This window comes from Tritonibacter mobilis, assembly GCF_001681715.1.
GTDB classification, from domain to species: domain Bacteria; phylum Pseudomonadota; class Alphaproteobacteria; order Rhodobacterales; family Rhodobacteraceae; genus Epibacterium; species Epibacterium mobile.
On record NZ_LNWY01000011.1, the window covers coordinates 1 to 19049 of the forward strand.

Genomic DNA, 19049 nt, shown 5'->3' on the forward strand with positions numbered 1-19049 from the left:
GTCGAAGCTGAAACGCCAAGGGTGACAGACTGGTCCGACTTCGATGACGTCAAGGCAACGGGGACGTAGACCAGTTCGCACCAGGTCGGCCTATTGCTGTGGCGGCGAATATAGCGAGTGCATCGTCGGATCGCACCCTGAAGGGTTGGAGTTTTTAGGGGTCTGATAACCAAACTCCAATCCAGAAGGCCTTTTATGTGGGTAAGGCATGCATTGTTGAGTGTGGTTTCTGGCCCGAAGCCATGCCGCATCCATTGGAAATTTCGCCAGCGCTTTGCTGAGCGCTGACGATTGGGGCTCTGCGTGTAGGTCTGGACTGGTTTAATGACCCTAATCCAGTGTCGCTGAGACCATAGATGCGGTTAGTCGCGCAGCCAGTTCAGGATGGCCTCGGTGGTCTCTTTCGGCTTTTCTTGCTGTATCCAATGGCCGCAATCGAGACTGATGACCTCCACATTTGGCACCAGATCGCTGAGGTTTTGCGCGCGTGGAATACTATCCTGCTCGCCGTAAATCATCAGAGCAGGATGGCGGATGACCGGATCCACATCCGCTAAAGTATGCCAGTTTTGATCCAGGTTCCTGTACCAGTTGATACTGCCGGTGAAGCCGGTTTTCTGAAAGGAGTCGATGAAGACTGCGAGTTCACTCTCGCGCATAAGAGGCTCCCCATATGGCCTCTTTGAGTGCGCGAGGTTAAGCATCAGCATTCCCGGCTCAGGCGGCACGCGCGGCAGATGCTTGCGAAACAAATTGCGCAGGAAACGGCCGGTATTTGCGTCAAGTACGGCGTCGGCGACGCCGGGATGTCGGTTGAAATGCACGAAGTAATTGTCGCTTCCCATGACCTCTTCCATAAACTCGATCCAGGGTTTTGGCGTGCGAGGCTGATAGGGAAGCGCCAGATTGATGATTTTTCTAACGCGGGTTGGATGAAGGAGCGCCATGCTCCAGACCACATTTGCGCCCCAGTCATGCCCGACAAAAATTGCGTCCCGATAGCCGAAGTGATCAAGCAAACAGGCAAGATCACCCGTCAACTGTGTGATATCAAAGGCGGATACATCGCTTGGGTTTGACGAATTGCCATAGCCGCGTTGATTGGGGACGATGACGTGATAGCCCGCAGCAGCAAGTTTGGGAATTTGCGCGCGCCATGAAAACGCATGCTCCGGCCAGCCGTGGCACAGCACTATGGGCGGCCCGGCGGTTTTGTGACCGGCCTCAAAAACTTCGAGTGTCACGCCATTGACGCAGATCAGCTTGGGACTGGGAAAATCAGGGTGATGAAACATGTCGCTTGCCTCTTGTTGTTAAGCTCAGAAGGGGCGTAGATCTTAATGATGCCAAAACCTGGCACCATTAAGAGGCGCCGCGGAAATGAACACACGTCTTCGACAAGATGCGATTGTGCGATACCTGCGCCGCACTGGTGCAACCACCGTTGCTGACCTTGCACAGGAGGTCGGCGCGTCTCGGCGTACGATTTTGCGCGACCTAAACAGCCTGCGGGATGAGGGGTTTGTGATCCATTCCGAGCCGGGGCGCGGGGGCGGGTTACAACTTGATCCGCAATCGGTCCAAACCACCACGCGGCTATCTGTGGCGGAGGTTTTTGCGCTGCTGATCAGCGTTGCATCAATGCGCGCGGCTGGCGGGTTGCCGTTCTCTGACCTTGCAGATCAGGGGTTGGCGAAGATTGAAAAAGCGCTGCCTCCGGAAAAACTGCGCGATTTGCGCAGATTTCTGGATTGCCTTTATGTCGGGCAGCTTGCGCCGCAGGTCGATATTTCTGATCTGGGAGAGATGGATGCGGACTTGCTAGCGGCATTTGAGCCTGCGTTCCTGAAACAGTTGCGCCTGCAGTTTTCCTATTGTGACGCCAAAGGTGTGGTCACGCAGCGCGATGTTGAGCCGCAGGCGATGCTGATCTTGCCCCCGGTCTGGTACCTCGTGGCGTGGGATCCCGCGCGACAGGATTTCAGGCATTTCCGCATGGACCGCATCAGCGCACCGGAATGCGTTGAAGGCACGTCTTTTCGCCGCCGACATGTCCCGTTCAAGAGCGATGTGCGGCCGCTACAGCCAGCCTCTGCGTGACGGAGTAGTGGAATAGGACCTCACGCGTGATCGAGGCGCAATTGGTAGAGGCGGCGCACCGCTGCGCGATCATCGATGCGGTTTTTGAGATCATCCAGCAGGCCTGCATATGTGGCGTGGCTTTCATGGCGGGTGTGCGGCCAGTCGCTGCCCCAGACGAAGCGATCCGCTGCCAGCAGGCCCAGCAGGCGATCGATATGGTCTAGACCCTGTGCTGAGCCCCGGTAAGGCGCTGAAATTTTGACGTAAAAATTCTCTCTCTCCGGTAGCGCATCCAACGCATTTAACCATGGTTCCTGCGCTGCGGTGGTTTCGGGCAGGCCGAGATGGTCGATCACCACAGGCAGCGGCAGATCTGCCAATTGCGGCAATAGCGGCGCGAGGCGTTTGCTTTCCAGTTGCAGTTCGAGGTGCATGTCGTGGCGCGCGAGGGTCCGCATCAGCGATTGTACGGCAGAGGAGGTCAGATCCGGGATTGTCGCCCCGGCCACAAGATTCCAGCGAATGGCGCGCACCCCAGCAGCGCAGAGCCGCGCGATTTCTGCGTCTGGAGTGTCAATGTCGATGACGGCAACCCCGGCAAAGCGCCCGGTGGGCAGATTTTGCAAAGCCGCCAACATCTGACTGTTGTCGGTGCCAAGGAAACTGACCTGCACAATGACACCGCCAGACAGACCATGAGAATCCTGAAGCGCGCGCCAATCTGCAAGCGGGGCAGGGCGCGTGGGCAGATAGCGCACCGCGCCTTGGGCGACGATCTGGTCATAGACATGGGCGTGGCAATCGAAATGTATCACCGGCAGAGTCCTTTGGTTATTCGGTTCTATATAGAACTAGTTGACTGATGCAGTCAAATCCTCCATTTTCGCGTCAGTGAAGAGGAGGAATCATGGTTCAGGCACAGTCTCGCTTTGATGATCGGCTGCCAGCGTATCTGCGGTTGCGCGATGAATTGGCCAGCCGGATTGCTGCCAGCGAATGGTCGGCAGAAGAGCCTCTTCCGTCTGATAACGCCTTGGCGCGGGACCACGGGCTGTCGGTTGGGACTGTCCGAAAAGCCGTGCAACAATTGGTGGACGAAGGTTTGTTGGAGCGCCGTCAGGGGACGGGCACGTTCTTGCGCAAACCCGCATTTGACGCGACGCTCTTTCGCTTTTTTCAAGCGCGTGAGGCCAACTCCGAAGCCTCCATTCCGACCAGCCGTCTGATTTCGCGCGTACGCATCACCGCGCCCGATCATGTGGCGCAGGCGTTGGGCACCGGTGACGTCATTCGCATCGAGCGTCTGCGGTACCTGTCTGAGCAACCTTTCCTCTCGGAGGAGCTTTATATTCCCTATGCCAGCTTTGCCGGGTTTGAAACGCTCCCCGACAGCGAAGTGGGGCCGCTGCTTTATCCTGTCTATCTCGACCGTTACGGCGTGTTTGTGAACCGCGCCGAGGATGAGGTGCGCTTTGGCGCGGCGGACGGCGTCACGGCAAAGCGCCTTGGGCTGGAGCAAGGCGACCCGGTGGCCGTGATTGAGCGCACGGCCTTTACCGTGGCGGGCGAGCCCATTGAGTGGCGCATTGCCCGCGGGCGCGCCGACAGTTTCCGATACCGCAGCCGCATCGGCTGAGAGCTGCCAAATACCTGACATCACACCTGAGGGAGGACACTTTTATGAAACATCTTGCCATCACGGCCGCCGTGCTTGCGCTGGCGACGCCCGCGTTTGCCGAATACCCCGAGCGCGCGATCGAAGTGACCATTCCGGCACCTGCCGGAGGAGGCACGGACACCAGCGCGCGCAAATTGGCCACGCTTCTTGAAGAAGAGCTGGGTACTTCGATTGCAATTTTGAATGTGGCAGGCGGGGGCGGTTCTGTCGGTGTGACACAGTTCATGTTGCAAAAGCCCACCGGCTATTCGCTGCTGGCGACTTGGAACAGTCCGATCACGACGGTGCCGCAGGTGCAGCAGACCGCCTATCAGCCCGACAGTTTCACCCCCATCGCTTCGACGTCTGAGACGGCATATACGCTTTGCGTCAATCCGGATTTTCCGGCGGACACGGGGGAGGCGTTCTTGGAGGAGCTTGCCGCCAATCCGGGGAAATATACCTACGGGAACGATGGTATCGGCGGCACGATGCAACTCGCGGCGGAGCGGATTTTCCAAAGCCGGGGGATCGAGGCGGTTGCGATCCCCTTTGGCGGCGCAGGGGAGACCTTGCAGAATTTTCTGGGGGGACATGTCGATATCTACGGCGGGTCAATCTCACCGGTCTTGCCCTACACCGAGACCGGCGAGGCCAAATGTCTGCTCGTCACCTCTGCTGCACCGGTGAAGGCGCTGCCTCAGGCGGCGGGGTTGGAAAGCCTCGGGCTGGGAGATGAGGAAACATTGCTGTGGCGGATGGTTTTGGGGCCTGCAGGCATGGATGCGGATGTGGTGGCGACCCTGTCGGCGGCACTGGAGAAGACCGTAAATGACCCCGCATATGTAGAGTTTCTTGCCACCAAAGGTGAAATTCCAAATGTCGTAACGGGCGCGGCGCTGACTGCACGGGTGCAAGGTGAGTATGACGCGCTCGCTAAAGTGGCCAAAGCGCTGGGGCTGAGCCAGTGACCGAGCGGCGGCAGGACATCCTGCTTGGTGGCGTCTTTGCCGCCGTCGGCAGCACCGCAGCCTTGATGGCTGCGGATTATCCGGGGGCGTCGGGGATTTACCCGACGGCCTTGGGATGTGTGGTTGCGGGCTTGGGGGCGTTGGTTGCAATCCGCGCTGTTCTGCGAGGGGCAGACGGCCCGCGTGCATTGGTCGAAAACGCGCCCCGCGCGGCCCTCACGCTTGGGCTGGCAGCGCTCTATCTCGTCTTGGTGCCGGTGCTTGGGTTTTATCTGGCCTCGGCGCTGGTGGTGGTGGTGGTGCCGCTGTGTCTCGGCTTTCGGCGGCCTCTCTACAGTCTGGTGAGCACGGGTGTTTTTATCGGGATTGTCTGGCTGGTGTTTTCTGTCGTGCTTGAAAAACCGCTGCCTGCGCCGGTTTGGCTGAGCTACTGAGGAGCTACAAACCATGGGTTTGATTTCGGAAATCCTAGGGGGTGTTTTTGCGGCGGGCCCCATTGTCGCAATGATCGGAGCCTCGATCCTTGGCGTGTTTATCGGCGCGCTTCCCGGGCTTAATCCAGTGATGGCCATCGCGCTGTTGCTGCCGCTCACCTACTCGATGGAGCCATTGGTGGCGCTGGGCATGGTCGCAGGCATCTACAACGGGTCGATGTATGGCGGAGCGATCCCCGCGATCCTGCTGCGCATCCCCGGCACACCTGCCGCAATTGCCACGACATTTGACGGCTATCCAATGGCCCAGAAGGGCGAGGCGGCACGGGCGCTCAAGATTGCATGCTGGTCGTCTGCGATTGGCGGTGTGGCCTCGGCAATTGCGCTGATGACCATCGGCCCGATCCTTGCCCGCGCCACCTTGTATTTTGGTCCCGCAGAATATTTCTGGATCGCGATGTTTGGCATGGCGTCGATCGGCGTCATGGTGGGCAGTGATGCGGTCAAAGGGCTGATGGCAGCGGCGCTTGGTTTGTTGCTGGGCACGGTTGGGCTGGATCAGCTGTCGGGTGTTGCGCGTTTCACCTTTGGCGAGGTGTGGCTGCTGAGCGGGCTGGATCTGATCGTGATCCTTGTCGGGCTTTATGCGCTGCCGCCGGTGATCTCATTGGCAGAAGCCTCAGATATCAAAGGGCTTTCTGCAAGTGATCTGAAGCTGGAAGCTGTAAAAGTCCCATGGAGCGAAGTCCGGGGGCTGGTGCCGACGTGGCTGCGTTCGTCGCTCATTGGGATTGGCGTTGGTATCCTGCCTGGGGCCGGTGGCAACATCGCGGCGTTCCTCAGCTATAATGCGGCCAAGAGTGCCAGTGATCAGCCAGAGAGCTTTGGCACAGGCAATCCGCAGGGCGTTGCGGCGGCGGAATGTGGCAATAACTCTGACAATGCAGCGTCCATGATTCCGGCGCTGACCTTGGGCATTCCGGGCAATGTGATCGCCGCCTTGGTGCTTGGGGCGCTGTTGATCCATGGCCTGCAACCCGGCCCGCAATTGTTTCATCAAAACCCCGGACTCGTCGGCGGGTTTATGGTGCAGATGTTGCTGACATCGCTGCTGATCCTTGCGGTTGGTGGTGCGGCTGCCACTCGGATTTTTGCGCAGGTTCAGCGCTTGCCGGGGGTGCTTTTGGTGCCAATGATCCTCGTTTTGATGGCCGTTGGGGTCTATGTGATCAACGGGCGGGTGATCGACCTGTGGGTGATGTTTGCAGCCGGTGCTGCTGGCTACATACTTGAGAAAATCAACGTGCCCTTGGCCCCGATTGTGCTGGGTCTGATCCTTGGCCCGATGGCCGAACAGAGCGTGCGGCGTGCATTGCTCATCAGCCGAGGCGACCCGACCGAGCTGTTCACGCGGCCATTGTCGGCGGTGATTGCGCTGGCGACCCTCGGGCTGGTGCTATGGCCGATCTTAAAGGGCCTGAAAGCGCGTCGTCGCCCTCAGGCGCAATGATTCCGGCCTGAGCCACGTCTCTGTTTGGTGGAATACCACACACATCGCCTGCCGCCGTGGCGTGGGCGATGTGTGGCGTTTGGCGGACCCAACAGGCCAACGCAGACTGTCGCGCCCCAGATCCCGCGAACCGCGGCCATAAATTCACCATCAAGAAATTTCCCTAAGCGTAGGCGCGCGCAAATTCTTGACCTGAGAAAACATCGACGTAAGGATATGTATTCGGGACCGAGACTAAAAATTACAATGGGGGACAAAACATGGTCATTTTCGAAAGGATACGCGCCTGACGCTTGCAGGCTTTGCCGCCAGCACAGGCAGCAAAGCTACCGTCATATTGCTTCAGCAAAGCCGGGCTAGAGCTCTTGTGCAGCTTATACGGAACGCTGAGGCAGTGACCGCTCCGATGACTGGGAGCGCGCATTGCTTGGTTTGAAAGGCACGTCTTTGATTTCTTTTAGCACGACCCGACCTATTCAGAGCATGGCTCAGGCCGCCGTATTTGTGGTGTCGCTCGGGCTGTCTGCGGCGCAAGCTCAAACCTATAGTCTGGGCGCTGTGGCCGATCCCGAAGCCTATGGCGCGGTGCCCAAATCGGCCCCCTTAGCGCGCGGTGACTATCTCAGCGCCCCGTCCGAGATGTCGCTAAAGCGGTTCGTGCCTCCGGTTGGCGATCAGGGGCAGCAGGGCAGTTGCGTTGGCTGGGCCACGGCTTATGCCGCCCGAACGCTGTTGTCGGCCAAGGATATGGAGGTCGACAGCTCGTCGCGCCTGCGCAATATGGTGCTGTCGCCTGCCTATGTGTTCAACCAAATCCACCAGCCGGGCTGTAATGGCTCTTATGTGGCGGAGGCGCTGACATTGATGCAGCGTCAGGGCGTGTCGCTGCTGAGCGATTTTCCCTACGATGAATATTCCTGCACGGCGCAGCCCTCCTCCAGCGTGCGCGACAAGGCGAGCGCCTTTCGCATCAAGGGATATTCCCGCCTGTGGGGCGGTTCGGGGCGCAACAAACACGTCGCCACTCGTCGGGCCTTGGCCAATGGCAACCCGGTGGTGATCGTGATGGGTGTGGGCGAGGGCTTTATGCGCCATAGCGGCAGCGGCACATGGCAGCCGTCCTCGACCGAGTGGAATGAACTGCGCAGCAACACGCTGGGCGCCCATGCGATGACCGTGATCGGCTATGATGACACGCGCGGGGGCGGTGCGTTTGAGGTGGTAAACTCATGGAGCAGCGGTTGGGGCAATCGCGGTTTTTTCTGGATCTCCTATGAAGATTTCAACGCCTTTGTTTATGAAGGCTATGAGGTGCTGCCACCTGATCCGCCACCGCCGCCTCGGGTGGTGGACATGGGCGGCAGCGCGCGGGTGCTGCATATTTCGGGCGACGCGCTGGATGTGACGCGCACGACTGACGGCTATCGGCTGCGCCAGCCTCTGCCTTCGGGGACACGTTTCCGGGTAGAGGCCTCCAGCCAGTTCAACGGTGCGCTTTATGTGATCGGGGGCGATGCAAGTGGTGACTATGTGACCCTGTTTCCGCGCGGAGATCGGGTGACGCCTTATACGCATAGCGGCACCACCCTGTTGTTGCCGGGGCCGACAGAGCAGCATTTCACCCGACTGAATGACACGGTTGGCACCGATTATTACGTGCTTCTGTACACCCAAGAGCCACTGGATGCGCAGGCGGTGGCCGCGCGGATGGCGCGTGCCTCGGGCAGCGTGGCTGCACGGCTGCGCAGTGCTTTGGGCAACCGGCTGGTGCCACAGGATGAAATGGAGCTGCTGGCTTCTGGGATTGGCTTTGAGGCCGACAGCGGTGATGCCGATGTGGCGGCGGTGGTTCTGAGCATCGATCATGTCGCGGCAGACCCGGCCAAGGACGACAGCGACGCGCCGCTCATCGTGCTGACGGAGCCCGCGCCAGAGGCTTTTGACAGCGATGACGCGGTGATCCCGGTGCCAAGCCGCCTGTTCCGCCTAGAGGGCATGGCGCAGGACCAAAGCGAGATTGCATCCCTCAAGGTCGAGGGAGCGCTGAGCAGCCGCTATTCCTCGCGCGGGCCATTCCGGGCAGAGATCGAACTGCCCGAGGGACCGGGGCCGCACCCGATCAGCATCGAGACCCGAGACGCGGCAGGCAACACTGCGCGCCGCACCTTCCAATTCAGCCTGACTTTCAACTGATCCTTGCAGGAGACGTTCCGTGATCCGAACTGCCATACTTCGAGTAATTTGTTTTCTATCGCTGGCATGGGGGGCCTCTGCGCAGGCGCTGGAATGTCGATACTGCGAAGGCAAGGACCTTGGCGATCTGATTGAGCTGTCGGTGTCGCGCGACAGCGGCGCGCTGCGCTCTCAGATCCGGGGCTGGATTGCCGAAAAACACCCCAATACGCCCGCAGGATATGTGGCGCGCGCCTGGGTGCTTGATCAAAGCGGCGGTGATTTAAAAGAAGTTGAGCAGCTTTATAGGGAAGGCATCAAACGCGACCCTTCGCTTGGTCTTGGCTTTACCAATCTGGGCTACAATCTGGAACGCCAAAAGCGGTACGACGAGGCGTTTGATTTCTATCTGCAAGGGGCCAAAGCCTGGCCGCATCACGCATTTTTTGTACAATACGCCTATTTCAACCTGAAAAACCGGGAAGGTGAGGCCGCCGCAAACGAGTGGTTCAACAGCTACGCACCGACCGGTCCGGCGCAGGATTGGGTGTATGATTATGTGCGCGGGGTGATGGCGCGCACCAAGGGCGACCGCAGCACGGCGGATCGCTATTTTAAACAGGCGCTGGATCGCTCCACCAACGCTAGCGCTCTGACGGCGTGGCTTGATAATCGGTTGCGGATTCTGAGCGCCCAACGCGCAGACCGCAATACGCGGTTTAATGCTATTGGCGAAGCAATTGACTGGGCCAATGACAACCGCAATGACGCGGCGCTGCGCCATATCGGCAAAATCCTGTGGGATGATTTCAAGATGCACCGCGAGGCGCATCCGATTTTCCGCGCGGCCTATGAGATGAACCCTTCGCCAGAGGCGGCGCATGATGCCTTTGGCTCTATCGGCAATGATGATTTTGAGGGCGCAATTGCGGTGCTCAATCAGGGCTTGCGCGATTTTCCGAACAATTATCATGTGTTGATCGCAGCGAACTGGGCGTGGAGCGAGTTCAAGTTCGATCCGCAAAAGGCCGAAGACTACGGGGCTCGTGCAATCGCGATGGCCCCCACACAGGGCGAGCTTGATAATGCGATCAACCAATATGCCCGGTTCGCCAAAGAGGCCGCGCTTTATGATCGCGCGGTGCCAGTGTTTGAAAAACACCTGCCGACGGTGAACGGCACCGCCTATCGCAATATTCTGGGCGATTACGTCGACAACCGTGTTCATGCGCGTGATTTTGAGCAGGCCAACCGCCTGTTGCAACGCGCCAAAGAGTATGGCGGTTTTTCGGATAACTGGATCGCGGGGCGGGAAAACCGCATTCACAACGCGCTGCGCCTGCAGGGTCAGCGCGAACGTTTCTTTGCGGAAAATCCCTTTCTCAAGGATTGGGAGCAGCGCTTTGGGGACAGTTTGCGGGTGACGGTGGAATTTGCCACCGGCAAGGCCGACATCCGCGAGGCGGGTCTGGGTGTGCTGCAGCAGGCGGCAGATGCGCTCAAGGCGCTGGGCGCTGAAAACTATGTGTTCCTGATCGAAGGTCACACCGACATCACCGGCAGCGACAAGGTCAATCTGCCGCTGAGCGATGCGCGTGCCAAATCGGTGGAGCAGTATTTTGTCGAGAGCGCTGGTATTGCGCCGGAGCGCCTGCAAACCGTGGGCTACGGTTCGCGCATACCGCTGGCGACCAATGCCACCGACCGTGGCAAGCAGACCAACCGACGGGTCGAAATCCGCCCCTATGGCAATATCTCTGCGCCGCAGATCTCAACCTCGGGCTGGCTGGATGCACATTCGCTGACGCTGAGCCCCGATGGCCGCTATGCGGTGACCGGCAATACGCCCGCACAGGTCTGGGATCTGGAACGGATGCTGCGGGTTCATCAACTGCCCATCGGTGGCAACTCGCGGGTAATTTCGCCCAATGGGCGTTATATCGCGGTGAAATCCTCTTTTGTGGGGGTCACCGGTGTCACAGATAATCTGCTTTATATCTACGACATGCGTACCGGGCTGATGCACAGCCAGTTGCCCAACTCGATCGAGATCGACGAGATCTCTTGGTCGCCCTTCTCGGATGCGGTGGCCTACAGCGACCGTACCGGTTTCCTGAAGGTCTATGACATGGCAACGCGCAAGTTTCGCGGTGTGACCAAGATGGGCACAATTCGCGGCTCCGAGCAGATCGTCTGGTCGGGGGATGGGGCGCATATCGTGACCAAATCGCCACGTACCGCGCATGCGGTGGTGCGGGACGCCAAATCGCTGCAACCGGTGGGGTCGCTGCGCAATACCGGCTGGCTGCATGGCTTCGCCAATACGCCTGACGGTAAGTATCTGGTGGGGATGAACAACAGCTATGAGCTGATCGTCTGGACCACCTCGGACTGGCGCGAGATTGCACGCAAGCGGATGCCTGCGATGACGTTTAAGCTGATCGCCCATCCCACGGAATCCAAGGTGATGATCGCCGATACATTCACCAATAACACCCGTCTGGCATTGGTGGAGGTGCCGAGCCTCAACGTGACCGCGCAGCTTCAGGGGGACCCGGAAAAGATCCTCTATGGTGGGTTCACACCGGATGGTGGGCATTACATCACGGCGATGGATGACCAGATTGTCTATCTTGATACCCGTGATCTGAGCGTAGATCAGCGCAAGGACGGGGCCGCATATAAGGGCCGTGGGCTGACCATGGTGCCCTCGCAGGATCTGGTGATGTCGCGCGACAGCGCTGGCACCAGCGTTTGGAACATCAAGACGGGCCGCAGGGTGCACCGGATCGAGGGGGAGGTTTACCAGACGTGGAGGCCGCTCAATCAGGATGGTTCGGTTCTGTTCACCTTTGACGAAGATGGGCAGATGCTGAAGTTCGACACCACCACCTTCCGCAGTGAGGTGATCAAGCAGATCGACGGCAAACCCTACAGCATGCGCGAAAACGACACGCATATTGTGGTGGGCACGGTGCCGCAGGGCGAGGGGCCGTTTCAGGCGCCGCGATCCACGATCTATATGATCGAAAAGGCGACGCTGAATGTCGTGATGCAAAAGAGCTTCGACATCGTGTCCGAACCTGTACGGTTCAATGACATCTATGATCCACGCGTGTTTGTGCGACTTGCGGACAATGGCATGGTGGCGGTGACGTCCTCCTGGATGGCCGGGTTCAAACAGGGGGCGACCGATGGCCGCGTCGTGACCATCTATGATGGGCCAGCCAATCGCGAGGTAACGACGTTTCAGGCTGAGGATCGCTATTTCCAGATGGAATGGGCCGAGGGGGGCGATGTGCTCAAGTTCCGCGGCAAGGGGACTTGGTATCTGCACGATCCCAGCAATGGCAAAAACACCGGGCGTGAAACGCCCAGCCCGAACTATGAGATCGAGCTTGCGGATGGTCGGATGCTGGAATGGTTCTGGGATCACGTCGCACTGGATGGCAAAGAGCTGACTTTCCCGCACAACCTGCGCTATCTGGAGGCCCACGCAGAGCGCAATCTGGCAATTGGTCTCACCACCGGTAACGAGCTGATCTTTATTGATTTGAACCGGATGGAGCAGGCGCTGACCATTGCGCCCCGCAAGGATGGCGAATGGATCGCCTATACCCCCGATGGGCGCTACACAGCCTCCTTGCAGGGGACGGAGGATGTCTATTGGTCGCTGGGTGATAACTACGTGCCCTTCTCGGCGCTGGCCGAGAACTATGAGCGTCCGGGCCTGATCCGCAATCTTCTGGACGCCATCGCACGTGGGGAAGCATTGCCGGATGATGGCGTGGATGTGGATGCGGATGTTTTTGAAGCGCCCTATGCGGTGCGCCTGATTTCGCCCCAACGCAGCAGCACCAAAGACGAAACCTATGTGGTGGAGTTGGAAGTGCTGAAGGACAACGCCGATCTGGCCGATCCTGAGATCGAATATACACTCAACGGGCGCCGGGTGCTGAAATCACGCGGCTTTGAGGAAGAGGCGTTTTTCGACGGGCAGGAAACCGTGGGTTTCAGTCGCCGGTTTGACCTTAATCCGGGGCGCAACGTCATTGAGGCATCATTGGTGTGGCGCGATGCGCGCATCCAGACCCAGACGCTGGAGATTATCCGTGAAGGCGGCGAGGCCCCGGATGAAAAACCCTCCGGCCAGACGCTGTGGTTCTTTGGGGTTGGGGTCTCCGATTACGAGCGGTCCAGCCAGAACCTGAACTTTGCCGACCGTGATGCAACGGAACTGGCAAAGCTGATGGAGTCGCAGGAGGGCAAGCTGTTTAACCGGGTCGAGACCAGGGTTCTGACCGATGCAGAGGCCACAGAGCGCAATGTCCGCATCCAGATGAACGAGTTTCTCGACCAGTCAGCGGATGACGATGTGGTTGTGCTGTTCCTTGCCGGGCATGGCGTGGTCGACGAGGAACAAGAGCTTTACTTCATGACCCATGAGGGCGATCTGGCCAAACCCTATACCGGCATGAGCGTTGACCGCTTCCGCGATTATCTGGAAAACCGGCCGCTCAACCAGAATGCGCTGATGCTTCTTGATATTTGCCATTCTGGTGCGGGTGGCAACCGGGTGGTGGCCGATGATGCGGTGCAAAACCTCACCAAAGGCACAGGTGCAGTGGTGTTTGCATCCTCGTCCGGCTCCGAACTCAGCTTTGAGGATGAGAGCTTTGGCGGCGGTCACGGGGCCTTCACGGCGGCGCTTTTGGAGGGCTTGCGCGGGCTTGCCGACAACCGCGTCGGGGATCGCAACGGGTTTAACTCCTTGCAGGAACTGGTGCTCTTTACCTCGTCGCGGGTGCCGGAACTGACCGAGGGCCAGCAGCGTCCGCAAATTCCGGCGCTGTCGCTCAATGTGGATTATCCGCTCAGCATCGCGACGAACTGATCCCAAATCTCCCCCGCCGCAGGTGTTGCGGTGGGGGAGGTCAACAGGCCGTGGTGGCGGCCTCCTGCAAGAGCCAGTCCTTCACCGCAGAGACCTCGGGGCGAAAGCGGTTTCGAGCATTGGGTTGCACCAGATAGTGACCTTGTCGGGCAGGCAGGGTCAAATCCGTGGCCTCCACCAATGTGCCCCTGTCGAGATAGCTTTGCGCAAAGACACGGGCGATGAGGGCAACCCCCATCCCGCGAGAGGCAAGCTCCAATGCGATCAGGGATTGGTCAACCTTGAGCGTCGGATCTGAGGCGGCAGGCTCCAGCCCGTGTAGGGCGAAGAAATGGTGCCAAGTATCTGTCACGCCTAAAACTTCGATCAATGGGCGGGTGGCGATCTGCCTTGGGTCGGGGCCGGGATGCAGCGCGGGCGCACAGACCGCGATCACATCATGATGCAACAGGCGCGTGGCCTCGCCATCGGACCAATTGCCATCGCCATAGCGAATGTCGATGTCGATTTGCGCCGCGTCCGGGGTTTCGCTCCAAAGTGAGGAGAGCAGCCGGAGCCTGCCATTGGGGTAGAGGCGATGATAGTTCGAGAGCCTTGGCGCAAGCCACAGCATATTGAGCGAACTGAGGCACCGGATCGTGACCTCCTGCGCGGCGGATTTGCCAAAGAGGTTCGATGTGGTGGCCTCGATATCGCCAAAGGCTTTGCTGACCACAGGCAAATAGGCCTGACCCAAGCGGGTCAAGAATAGGGACTTTTGCTTTCGAATAAAGAGCTTATGCCCCAATGCTGCCTCAAGTCCACGCACCTGATAGCTGACCGCAGAGGGGGTAAGTCCCAATTCCTCGGCGGCGAGGGTGAAGTTTCCAAGCCGCGCGCTGGCATCAAAGGCGCGCAACCACGGCAGAGGGGGCAATTCCTGATACATGCAATGAAAGATAAGCCAATCCGCGAAATTTTTTAAGGTAGTGACGAATTATTTTTCGTTATGGGGATTGCAGCGGCACCTGTAACGCTGGCGCGATGAATAAGGACGGACATCGCAGTGCGTGAATACGATTACATCATTGTGGGGGCAGGATCGGCGGGCTGCGTGCTGGCCGAGCGGCTGAGCGCAAATGGCCGCCATAGCGTGCTGGTGCTGGAGGCGGGTGGCACGCCGCGCAAGCCGTGGGTCGCGCTGCCACTGGGATATGGCAAGACCTTCTATGACCCGGCGGTGAACTGGAAATATCAGAGCGAGCCCGAGGAAGCGCTGGGCGGGCGCAGCGGATATTGGCCACGCGGCAAGGTTGTGGGCGGGTCGGGCTCCATTAATGCCATGGTCTATGCCCGTGGTCTGGCACAGGATTTCAATGACTGGGAGGCCGCAGGGGCCAAGGGCTGGAACTGGGAAACCGTTCAGCAGACCTACGAGCGCCTGGAGACCCGCATCGCCCCGGATGGCACCCGGCACGGCGGTGGGCCGATCCATGTGCAGGATGTCTCTGACCAGATCCACAAGGTGAACCGGCATTTTTTCGCGGCTGCGCGTGAACTGGGCCTGCCGCAGACGCTGGATATGAACGGCACCTCGTCTGAGGGGGCGAGCGCCTATCGGATCAATACCAGTGGCGGGCGCAGGATGCATTCGGCGCGGGCCTGTCTAGCCCCGGCGTTGCGGCGACAGAATGTGACGCTGATGACCGGCGTGATGGTGGCACGGATCGGGTTTGACGGGCGGCGCGCAACCCGCGTCGAGGTCACGCATAAGGGGCGCGCGCAAAGCCTGCATGCAAGGCGAGAGATCATCCTGTCGGCAGGTGCGGTCAGCTCGCCTCGCTTGCTGCAACTGTCGGGCATTGGTCCTGCGGGTATGTTGCAAGAGTATGGGATCACACCGCTGATAAATGCGCCTCATGTGGGGGGCAATCTGCAGGATCATCTTGGCGTAAACTACTATTTTCGCGCAACAGAGCCGACGCTTAACAATCAGCTGCGCCCGCTGCACGGAAAGGTCCGCGCCGCACTTCAGTATGCACTGACGCGGCGCGGGCCGCTGTCGCTTTCGGTCAATCAATGCGGTGGCTTCTTTCGCTCTGACCCTAGGCTGACAGCTGCCGATCAGCAGCTTTATTTCAACCCCGTCACCTATACGACGACACCTGCGGGCACGCGCACAGTGATAGAACCTGATCCCTTTGCCGGGTTCATCATCGGGTTCCAACCCACGCGCCCCAGCAGTCGCGGGCGCATTGACATCAGTGCAAATGACCCGCTCGCGCCGCCCCGGATCAGGCCCAATTCGCTGGCCACACAAGAGGATCAGGCACAGGTGATCGCAGGTGGGCTGCTGTGCCAGAGACTTGCTAAGACCGCCGCGATCACCGGTCTGATCAAAGCTCCAATGGGGGAGGATCTGCGCCAGATGACCCCGGAGCAGATCCTTGCTGATTTTCGCACCCGCTCGGGGACTGTATTTCACCCCATCGGCACCTGTCGCATGGGAGAAGACATCAGCCGTTCCGTGGTGTGTCCGCGTCTGAAGGTCCATGGCGTTTCGGGGCTGAGGGTGGTGGATGCGTCGGTTTTTCCCAATATCACTTCGGGCAACACCAATGCCCCGACTATGATGCTGGCCCTCAGGGCCGCCGATCTCATTCTGGAGGATGCATGAGCACGCCTTATTCAACATCCGGCGCAGTGCCGGTCAGTTATCAACGCGGCGCGGCTGACACCGGCCCGCGCATCACCCGGATTGAGACCTTTTGCACGCCGCTCATCGGGTTTGTGCGCGTCACTGCCGAGGATGGCACGCAGGGCTGGGGGCAGGTGTCGACTTACAACAGCGATCTGACCTCAGAGATCCTGCACCGTCAGGTGGCGCCTTGGGCGCTGGGACGGGGCATGGATGCGCTGGAGGCGGTGATCGCCGAGATCCCGCTGCGCGAGCATAAATTTCCCGGCACCTATCTGCGCCGCGCCATGGCGGGGCTGGATACGGCGGTGTGGGACTGGCGCGGCAAAGCGCTGGGCAAACCGGTGGCAGAGCTTTTGGGCGGCTCAAGCGGTACGGTGCGGGCCTATGCCTCCTCGATGCGGCGCGACATTACCCCCGAAGCAGAGGCCGAACGCATGCAGCGGCTGCGCGACGCACATGGGTTTGATGCCTTTAAGGTCCGGGTCGGTGCGGAATGCGGGCAGGACCGGGATGAATGGGACGGGCGCACCGAGGCGATCATTCCCACCATACGCAAAGCATTGGGACCGGATGTAGCGCTATTGGTTGATGGCAATTCAGGCTTTAGCCCCGCCCGCGCGATCGAGGTTGGGCGCATGCTGGAGGCCAATGGCTATGAGCATTTCGAGGAACCCTGTCCCTATTGGGAGCAAGAACAAACGCTTGAGGTGACCCGCGCTTTGAACATCGATGTGGCGGGCGGAGAGCAGGACTGCGATCTTCAGCACTGGAAACGAATGATTGATAACCGAGTGGTCGATATCATTCAGCCAGATATCCTTTATCTGGGCGGGATGGTGCGCAGCATGGATGTGGCGCGAATGGGGCATGCGGCGGGGCTGGCCTGCACGCCGCACGCGGCGAATCTGTCGCTGGTGACATTGTTCACCATGCATCTGCTGCGCGCGGTCCCCAATCCGGGTCGCTATCTGGAGTTCTCCATCGAAGGGGATGATTATTACCCCTGGCAACGCGAATTGTTCGTGAATGACCCCTATCAGATCACCGAGGGTCAGGCGCATGTCACCGACGCCCCCGGCTGGGGTGTAGAGATCTGTCCGGAGTGGCTTTCTAAATCTACCTACAAATGCAGCGAGGACGAGCAATGAGCGTTAATGCCCTGATCTCTAATTATTTTACTACGGGTGCGCTGTCTGATCTGCCCAGCGATCACTTTATCGATGGAGTGTTCGTGCCCTCTGAGCGTGGCAACCGGATGGAGAGCTTTGATCCCGGTACAGCCACTGTCTTTGGTGATTTTGCGGCGGGCACTGCGGCGGATGTGGACCATGCGGTCAGCAGTGCCAGCGCGGGTTTTGCCCTCTGGCGCGACACGCCGCCCGCCCGGCGCTGTGCGATCCTGATGGAGGCCGCACGGTTGATGCGGGCTGAGGCGGATTGGCTGGCGGTTGTCGAAAGTCTCGACAGTGGCAAAACGCTGACTGAGGCCTATGGCGATATTCATGGATCGGCGCGGTTGTTTGAATATTACGCGGGTGCTGCGGATAAACTCGATGGGCGCAGCGTCAATCTTGGCAATGACAACGCAGCCTTCACCCTGCGCGAACCTGTTGGTGTGACCGCGCATATCGTGCCGTGGAATTACCCGACCTCGACGTTGGTGCGCGGTATTGCGCCAGCACTTGCGGGGGGATGTTCGGCGGTTGTGAAACCGGCAGAGACCACGCCCTATACCGCCCTGATGATTGCCGAACTGCTGATCCGTGCCGGGGTTCCGGCGGGGGTGGTTAATGTGGTCACCGGCACCGGCCAAGAGGCCGGCGCGCCACTGGTTCAGGATCCGCGCGTGCGTCATGTGACCTTTACCGGCTCTGTCGCTACAGGTGTTGGCGTGATGCAGGCGGTGGCTCCGAATGTGACCGGGCTGACGCTGGAGCTGGGTGGAAAGTCCCCGCTGGTGGCCTTTGCCGATGCAGATGCCGAGGCGGTGGCCGAGGGGGCGCTTTGGGCGATATTCTCCAACGCGGGTCAGATTTGTTCGGCAGGTTCACGTCTGGTGATCCACCGCGATCTTCATGCGCCGGTGCTGGAGCTGCTGGTGAAAAAGGCCAAGGCGTTGACCCTCGGTCATGGGCTGCGCAATACCGATATGGGGGCGGTGAATTCCGAGCGTCATCTGGCAGCAATCACCGCCCATGTGGAACATGCGCGCAGCCGCGGGGTGGAGATCCTCTGCGGTGGTCAGGCGACCTCTGACCCGGAGACGGGCAAGGGCTGGTTCTTTGAGCCGACGATTTTGGACGGGCTCAGCGCGCAGGACCCGGCGATCCAGCAGGAGATTTTTGGCCCCGTGCTGGGCGTGCAGGTGTTTGAGGATGAGGAAGAAGCGCTGGCCCTCGCCAATGGCACCGAATTTGCATTGGCGGCAGGGGTTTATACCAAAGACATCGCAACCGCATTGCGCATGGCGCGCCGCATCGATGCAGGGCAGGTGACGGTAAATGACTATTGGGCCGGCGGGATCGAACTGCCCTTTGGCGGCAACCGAAAATCCGGATTTGGCCGCGAAAAAGGGCTGGAAGGCATTGATGCCTACACCCGCGCAAAGGCCATCACCCTCGCTGTGTAAGCGATGCATGGGGGCGGCGC

At 59.6% G+C, this 19049-nt stretch carries 13 protein-coding genes; 10 read left to right on the forward strand and 3 right to left on the reverse strand.

Annotation, left to right across the window (positions count from 1 at the left end; all coding sequences use genetic code 11):
* Window positions 1–362 precede the first annotated feature (362 nt).
* Window positions 363–1193 (reverse strand): alpha/beta fold hydrolase, encoded by an 831-nt coding sequence (locus UB90_RS10840; protein ID WP_235859294.1) that lies wholly within the window; start codon window positions 1191–1193, stop codon window positions 363–365.
* 187 nt (window positions 1194–1380) lie between these two features.
* Here UB90_RS10840 and UB90_RS10845 point away from each other — a divergent pair, with 187 nt between their 5' ends.
* Window positions 1381–2100, forward strand: a complete 720-nt coding sequence (locus tag UB90_RS10845) for a helix-turn-helix transcriptional regulator (protein ID WP_065326974.1) — start codon at window positions 1381–1383, stop codon at window positions 2098–2100.
* Between the two features lie 20 nt (window positions 2101–2120).
* On the opposite strand, the gene UB90_RS10850 is transcribed toward UB90_RS10845, so the two are convergent.
* Window positions 2121–2897, reverse strand: coding sequence for an amidohydrolase family protein (locus tag UB90_RS10850; protein WP_065326975.1), 777 nt, complete (start codon window positions 2895–2897; stop codon window positions 2121–2123).
* 92 nt (window positions 2898–2989) lie between these two features.
* Here UB90_RS10850 and UB90_RS10855 point away from each other — a divergent pair, with 92 nt between their 5' ends.
* From UB90_RS10855 to UB90_RS10880, 6 genes are all read left to right on the forward strand, one after another.
* The gene (locus UB90_RS10855; protein ID WP_065326976.1) at window positions 2990–3718 is read left to right on the forward strand and encodes a GntR family transcriptional regulator; all 729 of its coding nucleotides are present in this window, start codon (window positions 2990–2992) and stop codon (window positions 3716–3718) included.
* Between the two features lie 44 nt (window positions 3719–3762).
* The gene (locus UB90_RS10860) at window positions 3763–4710 is read left to right on the forward strand and encodes a tripartite tricarboxylate transporter substrate binding protein (RefSeq protein WP_065326977.1); all 948 of its coding nucleotides are present in this window, start codon (window positions 3763–3765) and stop codon (window positions 4708–4710) included.
* A complete protein-coding gene (locus tag UB90_RS10865) occupies window positions 4707–5144 on the forward strand; it encodes a tripartite tricarboxylate transporter TctB family protein (RefSeq protein ID WP_065326978.1) in 438 nt (145 codons plus the stop codon). The genes UB90_RS10860 and UB90_RS10865 overlap by 4 nt, the downstream gene beginning before the upstream one ends.
* Window positions 5145–5157: 13 nt before the next feature.
* Complete coding sequence (locus UB90_RS10870) at window positions 5158–6654, forward strand: tripartite tricarboxylate transporter permease (RefSeq protein ID WP_065331967.1); 1497 nt, start codon at window positions 5158–5160, stop codon at window positions 6652–6654.
* A gap of 483 nt (window positions 6655–7137) precedes the next feature.
* Complete coding sequence (locus UB90_RS10875; RefSeq protein WP_065326980.1) at window positions 7138–8847, forward strand: C1 family peptidase; 1710 nt, start codon at window positions 7138–7140, stop codon at window positions 8845–8847.
* A gap of 19 nt (window positions 8848–8866) precedes the next feature.
* The gene (locus UB90_RS10880; protein ID WP_065326981.1) at window positions 8867–13720 is read left to right on the forward strand and encodes an OmpA family protein; all 4854 of its coding nucleotides are present in this window, start codon (window positions 8867–8869) and stop codon (window positions 13718–13720) included.
* A gap of 40 nt (window positions 13721–13760) precedes the next feature.
* On the opposite strand, the gene UB90_RS10885 is transcribed toward UB90_RS10880, so the two are convergent.
* On the reverse strand, window positions 13761–14648 hold the full coding sequence (locus UB90_RS10885) for a LysR substrate-binding domain-containing protein (RefSeq protein ID WP_065326982.1): 888 nt from the start codon (window positions 14646–14648) through the stop codon (window positions 13761–13763).
* Window positions 14649–14765: 117 nt separating this feature from the next.
* Between UB90_RS10885 and UB90_RS10890 the strand changes: the two genes are divergently transcribed.
* The 3 genes from UB90_RS10890 to UB90_RS10900 are packed head-to-tail and all read left to right on the forward strand — an operon-like array spanning window position 14766 to window position 19029.
* Complete coding sequence (locus tag UB90_RS10890; RefSeq protein WP_065326983.1) at window positions 14766–16376, forward strand: GMC family oxidoreductase; 1611 nt, start codon at window positions 14766–14768, stop codon at window positions 16374–16376.
* Entirely contained in the window at window positions 16373–17548 is a 1176-nt protein-coding gene (locus tag UB90_RS10895; RefSeq protein WP_065326984.1) for a mandelate racemase/muconate lactonizing enzyme family protein, read from the forward strand. Before UB90_RS10890 ends, UB90_RS10895 begins: the two co-directional genes overlap by 4 nt.
* Window positions 17545–19029 (forward strand): aldehyde dehydrogenase family protein, encoded by a 1485-nt coding sequence (locus tag UB90_RS10900; protein ID WP_065326985.1) that lies wholly within the window; start codon window positions 17545–17547, stop codon window positions 19027–19029. The genes UB90_RS10895 and UB90_RS10900 overlap by 4 nt, the downstream gene beginning before the upstream one ends.
* Window positions 19030–19049 lie beyond the last annotated feature (20 nt).